Genomic DNA, 18884 nt, shown 5'->3' with positions numbered 1-18884 from the left:
TCCGACTGAATCCGAGATACCCCCTATTCTTGTAGGGGGTCACACAGGCGCTTACCTCTCTCGAGGGAAGCGCCTTTATTTTACCTGTCAATGTTCAGTCTTGAACATTGCCGCCTGACTGTTCCCAAACCTGTCTGGATTAGAAAATCCCGCAATAAAGTGGCCTGTCTATGGAACCCTGAAACCAACCTTGCCACCAAGCAATACTGGGCGTTCTATCGACAGCAATCAAAGTGAAGGGGCCAGACCATGCTTAAACTATTTGAACACTTGGGAAGTATTGCCTCCAAGCGATCAGATATTTTTGCAGCGGTGATGTTGTTTTTCATCGTGGCCATGATGATCATCCCAATCGATAGCCGAATTTTGGATGTACTGATTGCTTTGAACATCACAATTTCGGTGTTGCTGGTCATCAGTTCCATCCTGCTGTCATCACCACTGTCGTTCTCCTCGTTTCCCGCCATTCTGCTGATTTCGACACTATTCCGATTGTCATTGACCATATCAACAACACGGCTCATTTTGCTGGATGGTTTCGCGGGTCACATTATCGAAGCTTTCGGAGAATTTGTGGTTGGCGGCAACGTTGCGGTTGGTTTGATTCTATTCACGATTATTTCGATTGTTAACTTTATCGTCATCACCAAAGGATCGGAGCGCGTCGCTGAAGTTGCCGCGCGATTTTGTCTTGATGGGATGCCTGGGAAACAGCTGTCAATTGACTCAGACCTTCGCGCAGGTCTGATTGATCAAGCAACAGCAAAAAAGCGCCGGAGTGTTCTGGAACGAGAGACGCAGCTATATGGTGCGATGGATGGTGCGATCAAGTTTGTCAAGGGTGATGCAATCGCAGGGCTCATCATTGCGCTAGTCAACCTGATTGGAGGTCTGGCCATTGGAATGGCTCAACACGACATGACTTTCAGTGAGGCGGGTCACCGCTACGCCATCCTCACCGTTGGTGACGGATTGATGGGTCAAATATCCGCTCTACTCATCTCCATCTCATCTGGCTTTATTGTCACGCGCGTTACAAAAGAGGCGGGTAACGACTCCAGTATTGCGAGGGATTTGTTAAATGAGCTAGGTGGAAATCCAAAAGCACTGCTGATTAGTGCTTGCGTGGCAATACTCTTCGCTGCGGTGCCTGGAATGCCTTCAATCGCTTTTATGTGCATGGCGGTCGGTTTGGCCGCGATCTGGTATCTCCGAGGTGGTAAAGATCAGCTGATCAAGGTGGAAAAAGATCCGTTTGCCAATTTAAAACCGCAGTTCGACGCACCCAGCATGGCTGTTCTAGAGGACATCATGACCACAGAGCTTGCCCAACCCCTCTGTGTCGTTTTGCCTGCTGATCAGACAGAAGAATTTTGCTCAGGTATTCAATATGCAGCCCGGTATGCCCGAAATCAATTGATATCGGAACTTGGTGCAGTCATACCACCTATTCAATTTCGAAAATCCAAAGAACAAAAACATTTATCCATTGAGATTTTTGGTGTCCCATTCATTGAACTGAAAGAAGAAATGAATCAATTATGGGTGTGTTGTTCAGAGGCTATTTTAAACAAGGAAAAAATTCCTTTTAAAGCAGTCAATGAAGCGATTTCCGGTGTTCCACTGCTTGCGGTGGATTACCAATTTCGGGAACAGCTGATTCAGATTGGACTTGCGCCCGAGGGAGTTCAAGAACGGCTGATTGTGATGCTCCAATCGCTCGTGCTGAAAAAGATCAAGGATTTGTATTCCTTGGCTGAGTATTCCAGTCACAGTACACAGCTGGCAAGCGTACTCGCTGAACAATTTAAAGAGCTTGAGCGGCTAATGCCTAACCTGAAAGTATTGGAAATTATTCAGCGTCTATTGCAAGAGCGCGTCTCAATAAAAAACTTCAAAACCATTTTGACTGGCCTGATTGAATGGGCTCAAAAAGAACGCGACCCTGTTCAAATTGCAGAGCAAATTCGCTGGATTCTGCGGGATCAAATCAGCCACTCGATGTCCGATCACGGGATCGTCAGGGGGTACCTGCTCGATACGGAGTTTGAGGAGACCATCCGCATGGCTATCCGTCAAACCGCAACTGGGGTGATCCTAGATTTTGACACCACGGGTGCTGAATCCATGATTAAGGCAATTTCTCCGGTCATCGATGCAAAACGTCGTGGAGAACAAGGTTCTGTGATTGTCTGCAGTGCCGATTGCCGTAGACATTTGCGCCGTCTGCTTGAAGACAACATGTTCTGGTTGCCCGTTCTGTCATTCAATGAAATCTCCAGTTTTATTAGATTTGAAACATTGGGTGAAATTACCCTTGAATATGCTGAGGAACAGGAGGCCGCATGAACATCAAGGTTCACATTGAGTCTGGACTTCACCAGGGTGCAGAGCATCTCATACACGGCAATTGCCTGAAGATTGGATCGAGTGAGCATGCTGATGTATTTATCAGTGATTCTGGGGTACCTGACGAGGTTTTGATTTTAGAAAAACAAGCGGAACACTGGAAGGTTACTTATCTTGACGATGATTCATGTTTGAAGGCTGACAATCAAAAATTACTGGAGGTTGATGACCTGGTTCCGGGGCGTCTGTATTTTGAACATCCATCGCTACGCATGTCATTGGTACTGGAAACCAACAACAATGAATTACAAGGGTCTGATGAATTCCTGAATTTGCTTCATCAGGAAAAAGGTCAAAAAAAATCTGATTTGAATGATGGTGGTCGGAAAAAGAATATTTATGTGATGGCGTCCATCGCTATAGGGTTGGCGATCACAGTGTTCTTTATGGCAAGCAGTTTTGTGTCAGCTCGCAATCTAAGCAAGGCTGAGCTGGCTGAGTATCAAAGAATGGATATGAAGAATCAGCTGGGCGTTGATCAGCTTCCCGACAACGGTCCCCCGGTTATTTCGGGTGTTATGAGTGTGCAGGAGCCATCCACTCGAGTGATTCAATCCATCAACGAAGTATTGCAAGATACGCAGAGGAAGCTCAACAAAGCAGAATTATTCGAGAGCACTATTCAGGGCAATCAGCTAACCATTGAGGCCCGATTAAGTCGGCGGCAAATTCAGATTTTAGAAAAATCTATCGCGCAGCTCAGCTCAGATTTTGGTGATCGATTGCAGATCAAAGCCACAGTCTCTCTGAATACAGAGCAACAGATCGTCGATGAAATCGAAGTTAGACAGGTCGTTATGGGCAATATGCCATTTGTCATCTTGAATGATGGGACTACGCTGTTTGCAGGAAGCAGTTATCACGGCCTTACGCTCAGTTCGATTAATTTTGACAAACTGGAGTTTAAGGGTGAGCAAATGTATGTCAGCTTGATCTAAGGGGCTTTTTTGGAATTCCAGGTTCTCCAAACTCGTTGGAAAAAGACGCTAGATCGACTGCAGCAACCACGTCGCAGTGGGCTGGTGGATCGGGTACTCATTAATCAGGTGGAATGTCGTCTACCCGCGGCGGAAATTGGCGAAATGGTGGAAATCCAGTCTGAAGGTGATCAAAACCATAGAGTGTTGGGAGAAGTTTTTGCATTCGAGGGCGAGCAAGTGCACGTCTCCTGTTTAGAGCCTCTGCAAGGCATCAACAGAGGCGCTCGAGTTTATCCGCTCGGAACCAATCACCGGGTATTGGCCAGTGAAAAGCTTTTTGGGAGTGTGCTTGATGGTCTGGGTAGACCCCTGGATTACCTGGACCCTAAGGCCCCTTCCGCACTCGATTTTTCAATCGAAGCGAAACCCGTCATCAGCAGAGCGCCATTGGCAACGCAGCGTCCACCCATTGAACATATATTTTCGACAGGAGTCCGCGTGATCGATGGCCTGAATACCTTGGGTATTGGTCAAAGGGTCGGTGTATTCGCCCCACCCGGCTGTGGGAAAAGTACCTTGATTGCCCAAATCGCCAGGGGCTGCGAGGCTGACGTGATCGTATTCGGTTTGGTGGGTGAACGAGGTCGTGAGCTTCGTGAGTTCATGGATCGGGAGATTGACCAATCCATCCGAAGCCGCAGCCTATTCGTTTGCGCAACATCTGACCGGTCTCCATACGAGCGGGTGAGGGCTGCTTTCACAGCGACGGCTTTGGCTGAGCAATTTCGGGATGAGGGCAAAAATGTCCTTCTGTTGATTGATTCCATCACAAGGCTTGCCCGCGCACAGCGCGAGATAGGACTCATGGCAGGAGAGCCAAGTACCCAGGCCGGTTTTACACCCTCGGTGTACACCATTCTTCCGGAATTGATCGAACGTGCGGGCCGTACGCCTTCTGGAAACATAACCGCTATTTATACCGTATTGATGGAGGGCTCAAAAATTGACACCGATCCGGTGGCCAGCGAATCAAAGTCCCTTTTGGATGGCCATTTGATCTTGAACCCAAAGCTGGTCAATCGGAATCAGTTTCCTGCTGTTGATCCGTTGAGCAGCTTGTCCAGGGTCATGAACCACATCACTGATCAGGATCATCAGACTGCTAGCGCCTGTGTTCGCAGTATTTATGATGAATACGAACAGGTTGAATTGCTGCTGCGGCTCAATGAATACAAGACAGGCTCTGATCCCAAAACAGATCTTGCGATTGATCTTAAACCCAAATTGGATCACTTTTTCAAGCAATCGCGTTCGAACCTGGAGGCATTTTCTGCCATGAAATCAAAGCTCATAAATCTGGTCGCACCTTTTGAACATTACCTGTGAGCATGGATACACAAATCGATCAGATTCTCGAACTTCGTAGGCTACGAACCCGTATTCAACGACGGACGCTTCACATTGAGCGCGTGAAGCACGATGCAGTGGAATTGCAAGTCGATCAATGCCAGACAAGGCTTCACGAGATTCAAGAGAAACGCCTTGAGCACAAAAAAAATATGTTTGGCGAGTTAAAACTGGGATTGGCCACCGGATTGGACATGCTTCGCTATCAACAGAACTCCCACAACTGGCTGAAAAAACAGCACGGAATGTATGTCGAGTTGCGCGGGGCCCGTGAGTCTCTCCTGCAGGCGAAAGCGAGCGTTATCCAGGAAGAGGTCAAATTGTGTGAGTTTCAGAAAAAAGAAATGAAAATTGAAGAGTGGATCAATGGCGAATCCAGGTTTTGATGAAACTCCAGCAAACGAGTTAACCCAAGTCGGTGTTGAGCCTGTAGACCTTTCACCTCAGCATGGTGATAGGGATTAAGGTATGCAAAATCAACACAATCATTGTGGTGACGACATGTGCTCAGTCATTGATCATCTGCGAAAAATTCATACGACAGATTATGGTCCGAGGACTTTAACTTTCGAGGAAAGCGGAACGTCATTCAAACTGGTTGTAGACACTGCATGCCCCAAGCCCATGAATCCGTGCAAGGCTGAGCTTGTTTTTGGAATTTCAAGCCGATTGTCATGCACTGTGTCTCGTGACTGGTTTTTTCAGCAAGTGGGTATTTCATTACCGTCCACACTAATCTCAAGCGATACAGGGGATCATTTCTCAGCACTGAATATGTTGGTCGGAGATTTCTTGCAGCCATTTTTAAAGATCATTGATCCGTCTTACATTGGTATAGAAGGCGTTGAACTGGACGATGAATCTAGCGATGTGGATTCGCAGACGGATTGCAGTTTTTTGGAATTATCCGTTTTCGACCCTGTTGATTCACTCTTGTCTGATCCAATTTTAAACTTCCGAATTTCTCGAGAAGGACTGGATCGTATTTGGCATTCAATCAATCGTAAGTCACTTGAATGGTCGCGGAACTGTGCTGCACTGGCTCCACTTTTGCGCTTGCAGTATGAGCTTCGCTTGTTTTCTTGGCCCTTACGGCCCAGTGATAAAGAACATTTGGAAACAGGCGGTTTGCTTCGACTCATCCAGCGAACTGAATTTGACCAACCCATTTTAAAGGCGGTTCTGAATGCCCAGCATCAAGTAGCCAGCCATGTTGAAATCAAAGTCAAGGAACACGAAGTGGAATTTATCAAAGATTCAGAAAATGTTCGTATCACAGAAGAATTACTGAGTTCTACTCACAGCCTGTCTTTTAGGTTAGCAGGTGAAAACATCTCTCTGGCAGATTTGGCGACATTGAGACCCGGTGACCGGCTGTGTATCAGTTCACCAGACTGGCCCATGGTGGATATTTTGAGTGGACATGAAATGATCGGGCGTGGTGAGTTGGTCGTCTTCAACGGAGAAGTTGCAGTTCAGATTTCCATGCTCGGTAGAGAGTCCAATCCATCTGACAGGAACAGCGAAAGTAATCATGCAGTCGTATGATCCGATCGGCTTAATCGTCACAATCGCCGCACTGTCATTTATTCCTTTTCTGGCGATTACGTCCACCGCATTCTTGAAGATATCGTCGGTGTTATTGATCCTGCGCACTGCACTCGGTCTTCAGCAGGTGCCAGCCAATATGGCTATCTATGGCGTATCCATGGTGATGACTTTACTGGTCATGGGCCCAATCTTTGGAAAAGCCGCAGATGCATTCAAATCACAGGACGAATGGCCATCAAAAGGAACAGAAATCTTGGCTGGTGTTGAACGAGCGGCCCCAGCTTTCAAGGAGTTTATGACTCGCCATTCACAGCCTGGTTATGTTGATCAAATTCATGACACAGCAAAGCAATTTCAAACGAAGTATGGTGGTCCCCCACCCCTTCGAGATGACTGGTCGGTTGTTATGCCTGCCTTCGTGATCTCTGAATTATCAGCAGCCTTCAAAATTGGTTTGGCCATATTTCTGCCGTTTGTCGTCGTTGATCTGGTCGTATCCTCCATTTTGATGGCCTTGGGTATGATGATGGTTTCACCCATGTCGATCACGCTACCTGTCAAATTGGTGCTTTTTGTGGCCATCGAAGGTTGGTTGAAAATCCTGCAAGGCCTTGTGGGCTCATACATGTAGGACGATCATGCTCAGCTATTACATCAAACAGGCACTGTTAATTACGTTATACATCAGTGCACCTGTTGTTCTAATGACGGTCATCGTCGGCCTCGTACTTGGAATTTTGCAAGCTGTTATGCAACTTCAAGACCAGGCACTACCGTTCGCCGTAAAGTTGGTAGGCACTGTTTTCATTTTCTTGATATTGGGCGGCTGGATGAGCCAATTGCTGGTTCAATTTGCAGAGTCACTCTTTGCTTCCATTCCATCAATGCCAACCTTGTAGTTATGCTTCAAGAGCTAAACAGTCAAACCGGTGCGATTGGTGACTTAATCGCAGCAATTATGTGGTTCATGCCACGCACCATGGTTTTTATTGGTTTTATTCCACTGTTTTCCAAAAATTATTCGTCCACGATGTCGCGTATTGCGATCGCCTCTGCGTTGAGCTTTGTCCCAGCCCAATTTTATTTTCACATTGCCGGCCACGTATTTAATCAGCCAGGCATCTTGGTTTTGACAGCCTTTTCGGAAGCGTGTCTGGGTCTATTCATGGGGTTGACATTATCCCTGCCCTACCACGCACTAATGACTTTGGGTGCCCTCGCCGATGTGTATCGAGGCGCAACTTTTGCTGCGATGAGCAGCCCAGTACAAAGTGAGGAAGTATTGCCCGCCCAAGAACTGATGGGCTATTTCTACATGATTCTTTTCGTATCGGGCCCGATGCTGATATTGAGTATCACAGCCTTGTATCAGAGTTTTATTGTGATGCCCCCTGGAATGATTCATAGTGATTCCTTGAGTCAATGGGGTGATGGTCTCATCAGACTTTTTGCCAATTTTTTTTCGTTGGCTTTACTGCTGAGTGCTCCACTGCTGATTGTGACGATGTTGTCCGAATTGGCAATGTCGGTCATCAGCGCATTTGCACCAAACCTTCAGGTCTACTCCCTGCAATATGCGTTGCGCAGTCTCATTGTGATTGCTGTGCTTTATTTAGTGCTGGAGTATGCATCGGATGAAATGATCAGATCATTCAATATCCAATTGCAGTGGCTCAATAAATCATTGGCAGGTGTTTAATGAGTCAAGAAAAAACGGAAGAGCCCACACGAAAAAAACTCGATGATGCTCGAGAGAAGGGTCAAGTTTCACAGAGTAAGGACGTCACCGTTCTTGTAAAGCTTATTCTCTTTTTTGGATTTTTTTTCGGAGCATCTTCTGTAGTGAGCCATTCAGCATTGTCTCTGATGGAAAATGCTTTGGCCCAAGTATTTATTTCCGGAGACGTACCTGTAGAACATTTGCTCAGAACGATTGCCTCTGACTTTTTGCTGATGATGGTCATCACTGTGGGGGGGGGCGCGATCGCAGCGATCATCTCAGTGTGGGTTCAGGTTGGCATCTTGTTTGCCCCAGAAGCGGTTAAACCGTCATTTAAAAAAATGGACCCCATCAGTAATTTCAAAAATATGCTTTCTTGGAAGTCCATTTCACAAATTCTATTGTCCCTGCTAAAAGTGATCATTTTTATTGTAGTTGGATACTATGTTTTAAAAGATCACTGGAGTGAAATTTTGCATGCACCACGAGGCGGACTTTCTGGTGCTTACAACCTTTGGCTGGAGCTTGCCAAAAAACTGATCTGGCCAACATTGTTGGTCTTTATCGCCTTGGTGGCCATCGATTGGTTTGTGACTCATCGGTTTCATATGAAGAGCCTCCGAATGAGCAAGCACGAGGTCAAGGAAGAGTACAAACAGATGGAAGGCAATCCGGAGATGAAAAGTCATCGAAAAGGAATGCACAAGAGTTTGCTGGACAGTGCGCTGACCCGATTACCTTCGGCCAAGGTATTGGTGACGAATCCCACCCACATTGCCGTGGCGCTTGATTATGAACCGGGCAAGCATGATCTGCCATATATCCTTGCCATCACTGAGGATCTTGATGCCGCCGAACTCCGAAGGGAAGCCGTGAAATTGGGTGTCCCCATTGTGCGCAACGTTCGACTCGCAAGAGCGATATACAGAGACTGTGATGTTGATCAATACCTCAAACGAGGGCATTTGGAGATGGCTGCAGAGGTGTTTAGGGAATTGATGGCTCTCCGCTCTAACCCGCAAGAGCCATAGCCCGAATTAAAAGAACTTTTGACAATAGGGAGGTACTCAGCTTATACCCGGTTCAGGTTAAAGTCCCCATGTCCACACTGTCGATCTCGTTCATACAACAGCCAGAGCGCATGTCTGGCCCTGCCCCCAACCAATACGTGCAGCCCGATGCATTGGATGTCCAGCTCTTTTCGAGTTTGGTGGATGGTGCACATCACGCCAATCGATCAAGTGAGCCTGTGTTCTCCCGCCAATCAATTGAAGAAACAGATGGCACCGCGTGGGAAAAGCTGGTCACTGGTCTCGATGCTGCAAGCAAAACGCTGGAAAAACTACATCTGCCCATTCGGCAGTTTGCTCAAACTGAGGGGGATCTCACGGTTTCCGAGCTAACCAGCATGTCGTTTCACTCAATACAGTTGAATATTCTGGAGTCATCCATTGGCCGTAAGGCCGATTCATCTGGAGAAGAGATTGCGAAACTGTATCAATCACGGTGAACTGCCGACTCTAACCGGGCATGGGCAATGAAAAGAAAAACGCTTCGATTTGCCACCGCTGTTGCTTTAAGCATGCTGCTGGTGGCCTGTGAATCACAAGTCACGCTTTACGAAAAATTATCGGAGCCAGAGGCCAATGAAATTTACTCCGCCTTATTAAGCCGTGGCTTGGCGCCTCGAAAAATTTCCAATAAGGAGGGCTATAGCGTCACGGTGTCGCAAGATGAATCGCAGAAGTCTTTTGAGGTACTGCGGGAGGAGGGTCTGCCAAAAACGCGTACTGACAGCTTAGGACAGGTATTCAAAAAAGAGAACATGATCTCTTCTCCGCTTGAAGAGCGGGCCCGGTACTTGTACGCATTGTCACAAGAGTTGGAAAAAACCTTACTGACAATTGATGGGGTGATATCAGCCCGGGTACATGTCGTGCTGCCCGATCAGCCGGCCCCTGGGCGGCCGCTCACCCCGTCTTCGGCCGCAGTGTTTATCAAGCACAGGGCTGATACTGACTTTGGCTTGTATGTGTCCAAGGTTCGCCAGTTGGTGTTTAACAGCATACCTGGTTTACCGACAGATTCACCCGATTCAGTGAGCGTCATTGCCTTACCTTCACAGGCCATCGTTACGCCCCAGCAAGACGTGGAGTGGGTCTTCGGTGTGGGGATTCTTCGCCAATCCGTGGTGCTCTTCAAAATATTATTGGCTGTACTTTGCGCCGGGATCCTGTTATTGCCATCGGTTCTTTACATCTACTTGAGAAAACCTCAATGGTTTCTAGCGAGGATGAGCGAATGGAAGACAGCCTTGAAAAAATAGTGAATTGCGAGTCCATCGAGCAATCAGAGGCGCTGATGATGCACAACACTGGTTTTGTATTCAGCCCAGACACCTATCGCTGGATTTCTTGGTGGCAATGGTGGGGGGCAGTTCCGTCAAGTCATGACTCTGGTGACGGGTGCCCAGCCCGAGTATTGTGCAACCTAACCGACTGGCCTGAATATCCAGATCGCTGTAATTACCCCAATTGGATTTTGGGGTTTTGTCTTAATCAACCACTTCGGGTGGGATTGGTATCGCTACTCACGGCGCTCAGTACTGATGGTTCTGTGAATTCGTGGCCCCTACGGCGATGGAGAACGATCGCTCCAAATGTGGGGGCTGACCAGGTTCGATCATTGCTATTTTGGCGAGCCAAGAAAACCGACTTCCTTCAATCACTGAGAAAGCAGGTGGTCAAAGGATTGAATATGGGGTTGATTATTCATCACCACCTGGAGCAGAAATATCCGAATTTGGCGCGTCGGTTACATGTTGAGTTCGGGCTTGAGGAAAGGCCGCATATCGATAACATAAACACCCCTGAGTTTGTCGACGGATTCTTAGAAGCGGTAGAAGAGTTGGCGACTTTGGCCGAGTTTGATACGTTTTCAAAGGATGTATCTCCTCATGATTTTGATTTTTTAATCAAAAGCTTCTCGGAGGAATTGATGAGCTCTGCTCACTCAGGTGATGCGGCCCTGGAAGGTGAGGAAGTTTGATGAGTCCCTTACTTAGACACATACCCCAGAAAGCTGACATTGATTTGTCAATTCCTTATTTTTCTTGTGAGGACCTAAATCAATTACATCGTCTGGAAGACTACACAACCCAGGTAAAAGCCAAATGTCAAGCGGCGCTCGAAATTGCGCATCAAGAGGCAAACCATCTTCGGAAGCAAGCCCGTATCGAAGCCTATCAAGATGTGAAGTCGGCATTTTTTGACGCGATCCAGAAAATCGAAAACTACCGTTGCGATTTGGAAGGGAATCTCCAAAAAATTGTCATGCAGATGTTGGGCGATGCACTTGAAAGTTTCTCCTTGCAGACTGATCAATGGAACCAGTTAAACCATGCGGTTACACAGATGGCTAAAACACAGTCTAATCGGTTTGCAATCAAATGGCTGGTATGCAACGGTCAGTCCGATGGATTACAGCAGGCAATAGCCAATAGTCGGATAGCAGGGCATCTCGCCCAATTGAATGTCGTGGAAACATCTGAAATCAAGGCCTCTGAGGTCGCGCTGGAGTTTCCTGGCGGAGCTCGAATTTCAGTCGATGCCGCTGAATTCGTTGAGAATCTGATTGAGTCAACCAGGAAATGGCACGATGAATGAAATGAAGCGTGAGTGGATAACATTCATCAAGTTGCCATTAAATACACTGGCAGCGGTGATTGGCCTGAGCTTGATCCTTAACTCCGGCGGTGCTATGTCGGCAGACGCCAGTGGCGATAAAACACCGTTCCTGTATGTTGCTCGACAGGAAATGCCAGACGATGTCATTCGTAGTATTGCTTCCTCATTTGGTTATAGAGTCAGCGGCAGTACGGGTTACAGAGACCCCATATCATCCAGAATATCAGGCCGAGGTCTAACTGAGGCATTGCAGGACCTATCACGTGCTTATCGCTTCGACTGGTACATCAGCGCCGGGGTTTTATACATCTACAAATCATCCGATTGGACAACCGAATCAATTCCGGTTGTCAAGCCGTCTGCTGGTTGGGATGAGCAGCTTAAATCTGCTGATCTTTCGATTGAGAAATTTAAAGTGATTGAACAGCCGGGTGGGCAGGCCGTCCTGGTTACGGCGCCGCGGTCCTACATCCATTTGTTCCGTCAAGCTTTCCAAGCCAATCCCGAGGATCTGTCGAGATTTGGAGGCCGGAATGAGTCTCTCGACCTCATGGTATTCAAGCTAAAGCACGCGAGCGTTGATGATCGTGAATTTAATTTCCGCGATCAGAAAGTGGTAACACCAGGTGTTTTAAGTGTGCTTCGGGGTGTTATCGAGAACAAAGGCACTGCAAGCAAAGTAAATCAGCCTCAAAACCAATCGCAGCGCGGTTTATTGGGTAAAGCGAGTGCAATGCAATCAAACGACTCCCGTGGCGGCAACGCAGGCCGTGATGAGCCTCCGGGAAGTCCTACTATGCTTCGACAGCCAGGCTCTTCAGTCATCCCGGAAAGCGGGCAGGCCAATCGGTCCCCCATCGTACAAGGGGATCCCCGAAGCAACACAATCATTATTCGTGATGATCGAAGTCGATACACACAGTACAAAACCTTGATCGATCAATTGGATGTCCCGCTGGCAATGATCGAAATCGAAGCCATGCTGATCGATATTGATCAAAAAAAATTGGATGAATTGGGTTTTGAATTTGGGTTTCGCAACAACTCGCTGGCTTACGATTTTCCTGGGGAAGGTGCAGGCCGCCCTTCTACCTTCAATAACAACAGCATCGCCAATGGTGCGGTGATCAACAACAAAGGCAAGTTCTTGGCCCAAATTCGTGCTTTGGAAGGCAACCAAGACGCCAAAGTATTGGCGCGACCCACCATTCTAACCCAGGACAATTTGGGTGCGTTTATTGATTTAACGCAAACGTTGTATGTCAGGGTGGTGGGCGAAAGGGTTGCTGATGTAGTGCCGGTGACAGCCGGTAGCCTTTTGAAAGTGTTGCCGCGAGTCATTGAGGAAAATGGTGATCGGAAAATTTTCCTGCAAGTTGATATTCAAGACGGCTCACTCAAAAACTCACAAGGAATTGAGCTGCCACAAGTTGAAAACAGTTCAATTAGTACTCAGGCCGTCATTCTTCAGAATCAAGCGATTTTGATTGGGGGTTATAACCGGGAAACCACTCAAAAAAATGAATACAAAGTACCGTTGCTTGGGGATCTACCGTTGATCGGAAAACTAATGCAGTCCAATGAGAATCGATCGCAAAAGGTATCTCGGCTATTCATGATTACGCCAAGGGTGGTACTTCCTGAAAATTCAAACCAAGAGCCAACTGCCACAGGCGATGCGCCAAGAGTATTGCCAATGCGTCAAAGGCGCTTGCTCGAGGGGGCGAGCGGTACCAATGGGCTTAAGTACAACCCGTCGATGAAAATCATTGCAAATCCATGACAGACCATATTCACCTTCAGTCAGTGCCGTCTATTGCGGCGGCTCAGCCCAGTGTCGAAAACGCCCATGTCGCCCAGCGCTTGGCTGCAAAGCGAATGCTGGCAGGGCTTGTTGGCAAAGGAGTCGATTCGCAGGCTCAACCCTCGGTAAGTACTCGTCCGTATGGAAATGCAGAGGCCTTGGCATCCAATGATGTGGAGGTGATGACGCATCAGGCTTTCGCACAACAACAAGCTGGCGTTGCTGGTGCCATTTTTGGACACAGGCTGAATAGAAAGCAAATTGCAGATTTATTTAAGCAGCTGATTGTCGATGATGACGTGGTTCTACATTACACACTCAGCAAAATCATCCGAAATGATGATTTCAATCAGCGCGATGAGTCCGATGGGTATCGCGATGAAAGCGAGGCTCAACGAAATCTAAGGTACTTTCTTGCCGAGCAGTACGCCCTTGCAGCGAGTTCGGAGAGTGTTCTGAGTCTAGATTCAGAGCAATTCGCCAAAATAGAGGGGGCCATGTCGATGCGCCTTCAAGCTGACCCTGTGGATCTGCAGGCGAAGATAACAGCCGCTTTGATGGCCACTGAGGTAGGTAGCAGGTTAAACATGAGCCCTAGAAACTTTGCTGCTATCTATTCAAAAATGCTAACGGATATAAATCGAATGTCTCCTTTGGTTGATCAGGTCGTGAAGATGGATTCAAAAAGAATTACAGAGAACATCCATGTATTGATCCAAGTTTTGCAATCAGCATTCAAAAGAGATCGGAAGCTATCCCGACAGTTCAGCAATCCCATTCTCATCAACCAATTTTTATCGCAAATTGAAGTGTTGGCTGATATTGGAAAATTAAATCATGCAGCGAGAAAATCTAAAGAACTTCTCCGAAAAAAGGGGGCAGATCGCTTGCCAGCGGATGCCCATGAGCTCGCCGCAGCCTGCAGACTGATTGACCAAGAAGATTCGCCATCTTCATCGCCAGTTCGGGACTTCGCCCGTTCAATATCAAAGCCGAAAATGCGCGCTGTCTACTTGACCATGACCACAAATGCACTTCGGCAAGTTTCACCGTCGAGGTGGAAAGAGAACAGCTCACGATTGCTGGTGCTGACTGAAATGATGGGACTTGCCCAGCAAGCATATGTGCATTCCGGAAGTTTTTAAGGTTTCGTTACATGAATCGTGAGGGCCCTCACCTACCGGATGTGGTGTGCCATGTTGCAGACTGGGCGCTTTTTGACGCTCATTTTTATGACGCTAATTCTTCTCTCCATGAGCGTTCGTATTTGCTGATATACGATCCCGAAGCCACTTCGCTACCAGATGATGCACGTCTGAGTGTTGAAAAATTTGGTGCAGATTGTATTGATATGATTGATGAATTGACGTTCTTATCATGGTACGAATCCAACCCACCAACGTTGCTTTTGAGGTTTAATCACGATGGCTATTTGCCCAGCCCAGCGATGCAAAAAAAAGTGCTGAGCAGGCTCTTAACACTTTTGGGTTTGAGCTAGAGCAGGGGTATCGATGAGTTCAATCAATCCAAATCAAAGGTTATCGGTCATGGGTAACAAGCGCTTGAACAAAGCACTTGAAACAGAGGCTCAGCAGGTGTCAGACCAGCGAGACTCTATCGTTGAAAGTGACGTTTGGGGACTGAAAGAGCGCAAAAGACTTGACCGACCGTGTGTTGATTGGTCCAAGGGTGAGAAGAGAAATGTGAAAATTTCTCAAGTCAATGATCGACCGGATGGATCTACCCATAACCATGCAGAGGCTTTATCTGCAGCCGGTTTGTTCCAGTCGCTGTTGTTTCAAAGCAGCTCATCTCATGATAGCCATGGTAATGGCGGAGAGGAATCAGTTGATGCGGTGATTGAAATGCGAAAGCGCTTGATATGGAGCGCCGACAACAAGGGTGCTGAGCAGCCACGTGAGCATGGTGAATCGATTGGCGGGAGAGAACCAACAAGGTACTTGGCTGAGGAAAGCACGATTCATGCAGACAAACAATCCAATGCGACTCTTGAAGAGTTTCAACTGACAGACCCTCAATATGGCCAACTGACCATTCGCGTTAAAAAACAGGATAGCTGCTGGATTTTGGAGTTGGTGACGGAATCAATGGCTCAAAAAAAAGGCATTCAGCAATTCGCATCCATCATTGAGGCAGGCCTTAAAACGCGACTCAGCGTTGATCTAAGAATCCAAATAAGTTGAACTCAACGAACTAATTCTTTTTTTGATCCACTTAATTTACAGGAGAAGTCGAAACCGGATCAAAAAATGAATGAAATCATCCAGTCGATATCAGCGAAACCCAGTCAAAGTACGTTTCAAGACAGTGGCTTCTCGCAGCCAAGTCGGCCTCACAGCTCAGATGTGTTGCAATTCAATCAGCTCTTGCAGAGCAGCAGTACTCCGAGTGTGTCTCCTATCAAATCCAATGAATTTTCTGCGCTCAACCAATTGGTTGGTTCGGCTGAAGAAAAATACGTCGCCCAAACAGATCACCTCAAAGCAAGTGTCAGCAAAGTTCAGGATGCTCAAGATATTCGCAACTTATTGATTGCTCAGTATGAAGGTGCGAATGCCGCGGTGGGCCTCCAGCTTGCCTCCAAAGTCGGGTCCAAGTCGGCTGAGGCATTTGAAGGATTGATTCGTCAACAGTAAAGGAATGTCATGGAGCTACATCATGAATGGTTATGAAATTGCAACAGCCACTGTTTCCCAGGCGGATAAAAAAATGGCACTCATCAGCGAAAAGATGACCAGCCCGGATTTTGGAAGCGATATTGGTGATTTGTTGGCCACCCAGTTTCAAATGAGTGTGGTTGGAATTTCCTGGAGTGCGGCTGGGAAAATTGTGGACGATCTCACTGCGCCGCTAAAAACAATCGTGAATCGTTAACCCCCTTAAACATTCATTGTTGGGAGAGCGCAATGCCAGTAACAGGCCCAGAACCAGACCGTACACAACACCGTGCGGAATACGAAGCGTACTGGAAAAACAAGCTTCAAGACTATGGAATACCGCCAGTGGATTTTGGTACTTTAACAATAGATCCCAATGACCCCCCTTCAGAAGGAGACATCGCAAAAATCAGTTGTAACTTTGGAGAAACGGTGGTGCGGGACACCATGAGAAACCTGCAGGATGTTGTGAATCGTTTTTCAGTTTAATTATTCAGGAGATTTACCATGGCAGATCCAGTAAATATGAATTCAGCAATTAATAAGGGTATTGAAAGTCTCGGCAAAATCGAGAAAGAGTACAACGATAAAGCAGGTGAGGCGACCACGGATTTGGCAGGTTTAATGAAGCTGCAGGCGGGTCTCAGTTTGTTGGGCATGAAAATGCAGGCTTGTACCGCCACAGTGGACAAAATTATTTCGACACAGCAGCAAGCCGCACAAAAAATTATGCAGTCTTAATACGTCGGGTGTTGGCTTTGCAGCCCGGTGGCTTAACACATTGAATCGGGCTGCAACCATTCGTAAAACTTATTGGGGTATACCATGGGATCAAGCACGGTGGAGGCCATATTTGGTCTTGCTCAGGCGGGCCTTCAGGCAAATAAGCATTCAATTGAAGGTTGGGATGAAGAGACTGTGTCCAAGTTGCTGGCACAATTTGACAACAATCCACAGGCATTGCTCGCTTTTTTATTGGCCAATGGTGGGGCAGGGTCTTCTAACGATATTCTGGCTTCGTTGACCGCATGGTTGCAGAAGCGGAGTTGGTCTAGTACAGATTCTTCTCTGGTGGCCCAAATTGGCCAGCTGCTGGTTTTGCTTGCTCAGGCGACCAGTGGCAACTTGAATTTAAGTAATCAGCTCAATAACCTACGCCCATTGGTGGCAGTGTTGTCGGCAATGTTTTCTGTGCTGCGTGGAGGTGGTATTAACGCCAGCCAGTTGAATTCCATGATTTCCGCGCTTGGCCAAACTCCGCCAAATATCCAGGCTTTGCGAGAACTGTTAACGAACCCGGGTAGCACGGGTTATGTGGCATCTACTGCCGACCGCGATGCCATGATTGCGCTGCTGAATGTGATTCACGCGCAATACCCGACTGCCTTGTCTGACAGTGATCACAGTCGCTTGGTTCAATTTGTAAGATTCAACTACGAGCTGTCAAGTTTGGTCAGAAACGGCTCAATTTCGCAGCTGGATAAAATCAACTTGTTGGCCACTTTCAGTGCCACTGACGGCTTGAACGTCGCAGAGTTCACTGCCCGCCTGGCCTTAATCGCAAATAGGCCAGGTAGTTTCCCATCCTCCATACAGGCTTTGGCATCTATGGTTTACAGCCTACAGGGGCAGGGTGTATTGCAACCTGCCGAGGCAACAGAAATTGGTAAGGTGCTCTACAACGCGACGCTTTCTGGGTTTATTGCTGCGTATGGCACATCATCTGAACAAGCATGGCTGGCCAATGGAATTCCTGGCATGGAAATGGGTGCCCAGGAACGTTTGGAAACAGTGGCCGCACTGATCACAAAGCGGACTGGTCGCGAGCTACCAAGTGTCACCGGCAGTTTGGCTGGCCTTAATGTAACGGGTCTGAACCCCAGCGGACGCTTGGATGCATTCGAGCGCGCACTGGTTGGTACCTTAAATGCCAATTTGAACGAACTACACAGTTCCCCCCAGGTTGATTCATTCAAAATTTATTTCACTTATTTTTTTGATGTGGATGATCCCACCAAAACGGGCGATGCAGACCCCAGTAATGACTTGATGGTGGTCCCGTCGAATGCATACTCGGCATTGGTCTTGATGCAGAACCTGTTAAATCAATCCGACTTGTATGTGCCAGCAACTTTGCTGATTCGAGTGTTGGGAAATTACGCAGCTACCGTCATTAATGAGCCCGGTTTGCCTAATAAAATCGCGCGGGATCGTTTATCCACATACCGTAGCGCTACAAACCGACAGTCTGAAATAGACATGTTTGCCATCTCGCTGGCTCTAACCAACAATTCGTCCAACCCGCTTGTGATTGGTTTAGGTCTTGTTGAGTTCAATACCGTATTCGATGGAATCGATAGTAATGCAGCCGAAAACCTGAACCAACTGTCCGAATTGGGCAACGCCAATCTGTACTACAACGAATTCTGGGCTCGTCAATTGTCATCATTTTCTCGGATGAACCAGCAAATTGCGGTTCTGGTGTCGGAGCAAACTCTCCTCAGAAATGAATCGACCCAACGAGGTACAACCGAAGAGCGCAAAAGTGAGATCAGCTCGCGTTTGAGTGAGATCGATCAACGGATTAAGGATCTTAATCAAAACCTTTCGGAGTTATATCAGGTATTGATGGCTTTCTTGAACAAAAAGGATGCGGCTGTTAACAAGGCTTTGGCCAGCGCTTAACTGTACTCGGCTCTAGTGCTCTTG

22 protein-coding genes are annotated in these 18884 nt (G+C 47.4%); all 22 read left to right on the top strand.

Going from position 1 to position 18884, the window contains the following annotated elements; genetic code table 11:
* The first annotated feature begins 249 nt into the window (after window positions 1-249).
* Entirely contained in the window at window positions 250-2349 is a 2100-nt protein-coding gene (locus NQT62_RS03750; RefSeq protein WP_256763235.1) for a flagellar biosynthesis protein FlhA, read from the top strand.
* Window positions 2346-3347 carry an FHA domain-containing protein gene (locus NQT62_RS03745; RefSeq protein ID WP_256763234.1) on the top strand — a complete coding sequence of 334 codons (1002 nt, stop codon included), beginning with the start codon at window positions 2346-2348 and terminating at the stop codon, window positions 3345-3347. The genes NQT62_RS03750 and NQT62_RS03745 overlap by 4 nt, the downstream gene beginning before the upstream one ends.
* A gap of 9 nt (window positions 3348-3356) precedes the next feature.
* Window positions 3357-4715: a FliI/YscN family ATPase gene (locus NQT62_RS03740; protein WP_256763233.1), complete on the top strand. Its 1359-nt coding sequence runs from the start codon at window positions 3357-3359 to the stop codon at window positions 4713-4715.
* Window positions 4716-4717: 2 nt separating this feature from the next.
* The gene (locus tag NQT62_RS03735) at window positions 4718-5122 is read left to right on the top strand and encodes a hypothetical protein (RefSeq protein ID WP_256763232.1); all 405 of its coding nucleotides are present in this window, start codon (window positions 4718-4720) and stop codon (window positions 5120-5122) included.
* Between the two features lie 82 nt (window positions 5123-5204).
* On the top strand, window positions 5205-6284 hold the full coding sequence (locus tag NQT62_RS03730; RefSeq protein WP_256763231.1) for a FliM/FliN family flagellar motor switch protein: 1080 nt from the start codon (window positions 5205-5207) through the stop codon (window positions 6282-6284).
* Window positions 6271-6918: a type III secretion system export apparatus subunit SctR gene (gene sctR, locus NQT62_RS03725; protein WP_256763230.1), complete on the top strand. Its 648-nt coding sequence runs from the start codon at window positions 6271-6273 to the stop codon at window positions 6916-6918. The genes NQT62_RS03730 and sctR overlap by 14 nt, the downstream gene beginning before the upstream one ends.
* Window positions 6919-6925: 7 nt before the next feature.
* The gene (sctS, locus tag NQT62_RS03720) at window positions 6926-7186 is read left to right on the top strand and encodes a type III secretion system export apparatus subunit SctS (protein WP_256763229.1); all 261 of its coding nucleotides are present in this window, start codon (window positions 6926-6928) and stop codon (window positions 7184-7186) included.
* Window positions 7187-7188: 2 nt separating this feature from the next.
* On the top strand, window positions 7189-7986 hold the full coding sequence (locus NQT62_RS03715; RefSeq protein WP_256763228.1) for an EscT/YscT/HrcT family type III secretion system export apparatus protein: 798 nt from the start codon (window positions 7189-7191) through the stop codon (window positions 7984-7986).
* The gene (locus tag NQT62_RS03710; RefSeq protein ID WP_256763226.1) at window positions 7986-9038 is read left to right on the top strand and encodes an EscU/YscU/HrcU family type III secretion system export apparatus switch protein; all 1053 of its coding nucleotides are present in this window, start codon (window positions 7986-7988) and stop codon (window positions 9036-9038) included. Before NQT62_RS03715 ends, NQT62_RS03710 begins: the two co-directional genes overlap by 1 nt.
* Before the next feature lie 110 nt (window positions 9039-9148).
* Entirely contained in the window at window positions 9149-9517 is a 369-nt protein-coding gene (locus NQT62_RS03705) for a hypothetical protein (protein WP_256763225.1), read from the top strand.
* Window positions 9518-9544: 27 nt separating this feature from the next.
* On the top strand, window positions 9545-10333 hold the full coding sequence (gene sctJ, locus NQT62_RS03700; RefSeq protein WP_256763224.1) for a type III secretion system inner membrane ring lipoprotein SctJ: 789 nt from the start codon (window positions 9545-9547) through the stop codon (window positions 10331-10333).
* Complete coding sequence (locus tag NQT62_RS03695; RefSeq protein ID WP_256763223.1) at window positions 10309-11055, top strand: hypothetical protein; 747 nt, start codon at window positions 10309-10311, stop codon at window positions 11053-11055. The genes sctJ and NQT62_RS03695 overlap by 25 nt, the downstream gene beginning before the upstream one ends.
* A complete protein-coding gene (locus NQT62_RS03690) occupies window positions 11055-11672 on the top strand; it encodes a hypothetical protein (protein WP_256763222.1) in 618 nt (205 codons plus the stop codon). The genes NQT62_RS03695 and NQT62_RS03690 overlap by 1 nt, the downstream gene beginning before the upstream one ends.
* Window positions 11665-13476: a type III secretion system outer membrane ring subunit SctC gene (gene sctC / locus NQT62_RS03685; protein ID WP_256763221.1), complete on the top strand. Its 1812-nt coding sequence runs from the start codon at window positions 11665-11667 to the stop codon at window positions 13474-13476. The genes NQT62_RS03690 and sctC overlap by 8 nt, the downstream gene beginning before the upstream one ends.
* A complete protein-coding gene (locus tag NQT62_RS03680) occupies window positions 13473-14642 on the top strand; it encodes a hypothetical protein (RefSeq protein WP_256763220.1) in 1170 nt (389 codons plus the stop codon). The genes sctC and NQT62_RS03680 overlap by 4 nt, the downstream gene beginning before the upstream one ends.
* 11 nt (window positions 14643-14653) lie before the next feature.
* On the top strand, window positions 14654-14995 hold the full coding sequence (locus NQT62_RS03675) for a hypothetical protein (RefSeq protein ID WP_256763219.1): 342 nt from the start codon (window positions 14654-14656) through the stop codon (window positions 14993-14995).
* 13 nt (window positions 14996-15008) lie between these two features.
* The gene (locus tag NQT62_RS03670; RefSeq protein ID WP_256763218.1) at window positions 15009-15701 is read left to right on the top strand and encodes a hypothetical protein; all 693 of its coding nucleotides are present in this window, start codon (window positions 15009-15011) and stop codon (window positions 15699-15701) included.
* Window positions 15702-15767: 66 nt separating this feature from the next.
* Window positions 15768-16154, top strand: coding sequence for a hypothetical protein (locus NQT62_RS03665; RefSeq protein ID WP_256763217.1), 387 nt, complete (start codon window positions 15768-15770; stop codon window positions 16152-16154).
* 22 nt (window positions 16155-16176) lie between these two features.
* Window positions 16177-16392: a hypothetical protein gene (locus NQT62_RS03660; RefSeq protein ID WP_256763216.1), complete on the top strand. Its 216-nt coding sequence runs from the start codon at window positions 16177-16179 to the stop codon at window positions 16390-16392.
* A gap of 32 nt (window positions 16393-16424) precedes the next feature.
* Window positions 16425-16664, top strand: coding sequence for a hypothetical protein (locus tag NQT62_RS03655; RefSeq protein WP_256763215.1), 240 nt, complete (start codon window positions 16425-16427; stop codon window positions 16662-16664).
* An 18-nt stretch (window positions 16665-16682) separates the two neighbouring features.
* The gene (locus NQT62_RS03650; protein WP_256763214.1) at window positions 16683-16916 is read left to right on the top strand and encodes a hypothetical protein; all 234 of its coding nucleotides are present in this window, start codon (window positions 16683-16685) and stop codon (window positions 16914-16916) included.
* A gap of 84 nt (window positions 16917-17000) precedes the next feature.
* Complete coding sequence (locus NQT62_RS03645; RefSeq protein ID WP_256763213.1) at window positions 17001-18860, top strand: hypothetical protein; 1860 nt, start codon at window positions 17001-17003, stop codon at window positions 18858-18860.
* The last annotated feature ends 24 nt before the right edge of the window (window positions 18861-18884 follow it).

Origin of the sequence: Limnobacter humi, assembly GCF_024518835.1 — a bacterium.
Lineage (GTDB): Bacteria > Pseudomonadota > Gammaproteobacteria > Burkholderiales > Burkholderiaceae_B > Limnobacter > Limnobacter humi.
Note: the sequence above shows the minus strand (reverse complement) of the source record. Positions and strands in the feature narration are given on the sequence as shown.

Excerpts from the sequence above, each read along its gene's own strand:
- NQT62_RS03715 (WP_256763228.1), top strand. The coding sequence starts at position 7,189 with ATGCTTCAAGAGCTAAACAGTCAAACCGGTGCGATTGGTGACTTAATC.
- NQT62_RS03710 (WP_256763226.1), top strand. The coding sequence starts at position 7,986 with ATGAGTCAAGAAAAAACGGAAGAGCCCACACGAAAAAAACTCGATGAT.
- sctC (WP_256763221.1), top strand. The coding sequence starts at position 11,665 with ATGAATGAAATGAAGCGTGAGTGGATAACATTCATCAAGTTGCCATTA.
- sctR (WP_256763230.1), top strand. The coding sequence starts at position 6,271 with ATGCAGTCGTATGATCCGATCGGCTTAATCGTCACAATCGCCGCACTG.
- NQT62_RS03750 (WP_256763235.1), top strand. The coding sequence starts at position 250 with ATGCTTAAACTATTTGAACACTTGGGAAGTATTGCCTCCAAGCGATCA.
- NQT62_RS03660 (WP_256763216.1), top strand. The coding sequence starts at position 16,177 with ATGAATGGTTATGAAATTGCAACAGCCACTGTTTCCCAGGCGGATAAA.
- NQT62_RS03745 (WP_256763234.1), top strand. The coding sequence starts at position 2,346 with ATGAACATCAAGGTTCACATTGAGTCTGGACTTCACCAGGGTGCAGAG.
- NQT62_RS03670 (WP_256763218.1), top strand. The coding sequence starts at position 15,009 with ATGAGTTCAATCAATCCAAATCAAAGGTTATCGGTCATGGGTAACAAG.
- NQT62_RS03730 (WP_256763231.1), top strand. The coding sequence starts at position 5,205 with ATGCAAAATCAACACAATCATTGTGGTGACGACATGTGCTCAGTCATT.
- sctS (WP_256763229.1), top strand. The coding sequence starts at position 6,926 with ATGCTCAGCTATTACATCAAACAGGCACTGTTAATTACGTTATACATC.
- NQT62_RS03665 (WP_256763217.1), top strand. The coding sequence starts at position 15,768 with ATGAATGAAATCATCCAGTCGATATCAGCGAAACCCAGTCAAAGTACG.
- NQT62_RS03650 (WP_256763214.1), top strand. The coding sequence starts at position 16,683 with ATGGCAGATCCAGTAAATATGAATTCAGCAATTAATAAGGGTATTGAA.
- NQT62_RS03675 (WP_256763219.1), top strand. The coding sequence starts at position 14,654 with ATGAATCGTGAGGGCCCTCACCTACCGGATGTGGTGTGCCATGTTGCA.
- NQT62_RS03695 (WP_256763223.1), top strand. The coding sequence starts at position 10,309 with ATGGAAGACAGCCTTGAAAAAATAGTGAATTGCGAGTCCATCGAGCAA.
- NQT62_RS03705 (WP_256763225.1), top strand. The coding sequence starts at position 9,149 with ATGTCTGGCCCTGCCCCCAACCAATACGTGCAGCCCGATGCATTGGAT.
- NQT62_RS03680 (WP_256763220.1), top strand. The coding sequence starts at position 13,473 with ATGACAGACCATATTCACCTTCAGTCAGTGCCGTCTATTGCGGCGGCT.
- NQT62_RS03735 (WP_256763232.1), top strand. The coding sequence starts at position 4,718 with ATGGATACACAAATCGATCAGATTCTCGAACTTCGTAGGCTACGAACC.
- sctJ (WP_256763224.1), top strand. The coding sequence starts at position 9,545 with ATGAAAAGAAAAACGCTTCGATTTGCCACCGCTGTTGCTTTAAGCATG.
- NQT62_RS03645 (WP_256763213.1), top strand. The coding sequence starts at position 17,001 with ATGGGATCAAGCACGGTGGAGGCCATATTTGGTCTTGCTCAGGCGGGC.
- NQT62_RS03690 (WP_256763222.1), top strand. The coding sequence starts at position 11,055 with ATGAGTCCCTTACTTAGACACATACCCCAGAAAGCTGACATTGATTTG.
- NQT62_RS03655 (WP_256763215.1), top strand. The coding sequence starts at position 16,425 with ATGCCAGTAACAGGCCCAGAACCAGACCGTACACAACACCGTGCGGAA.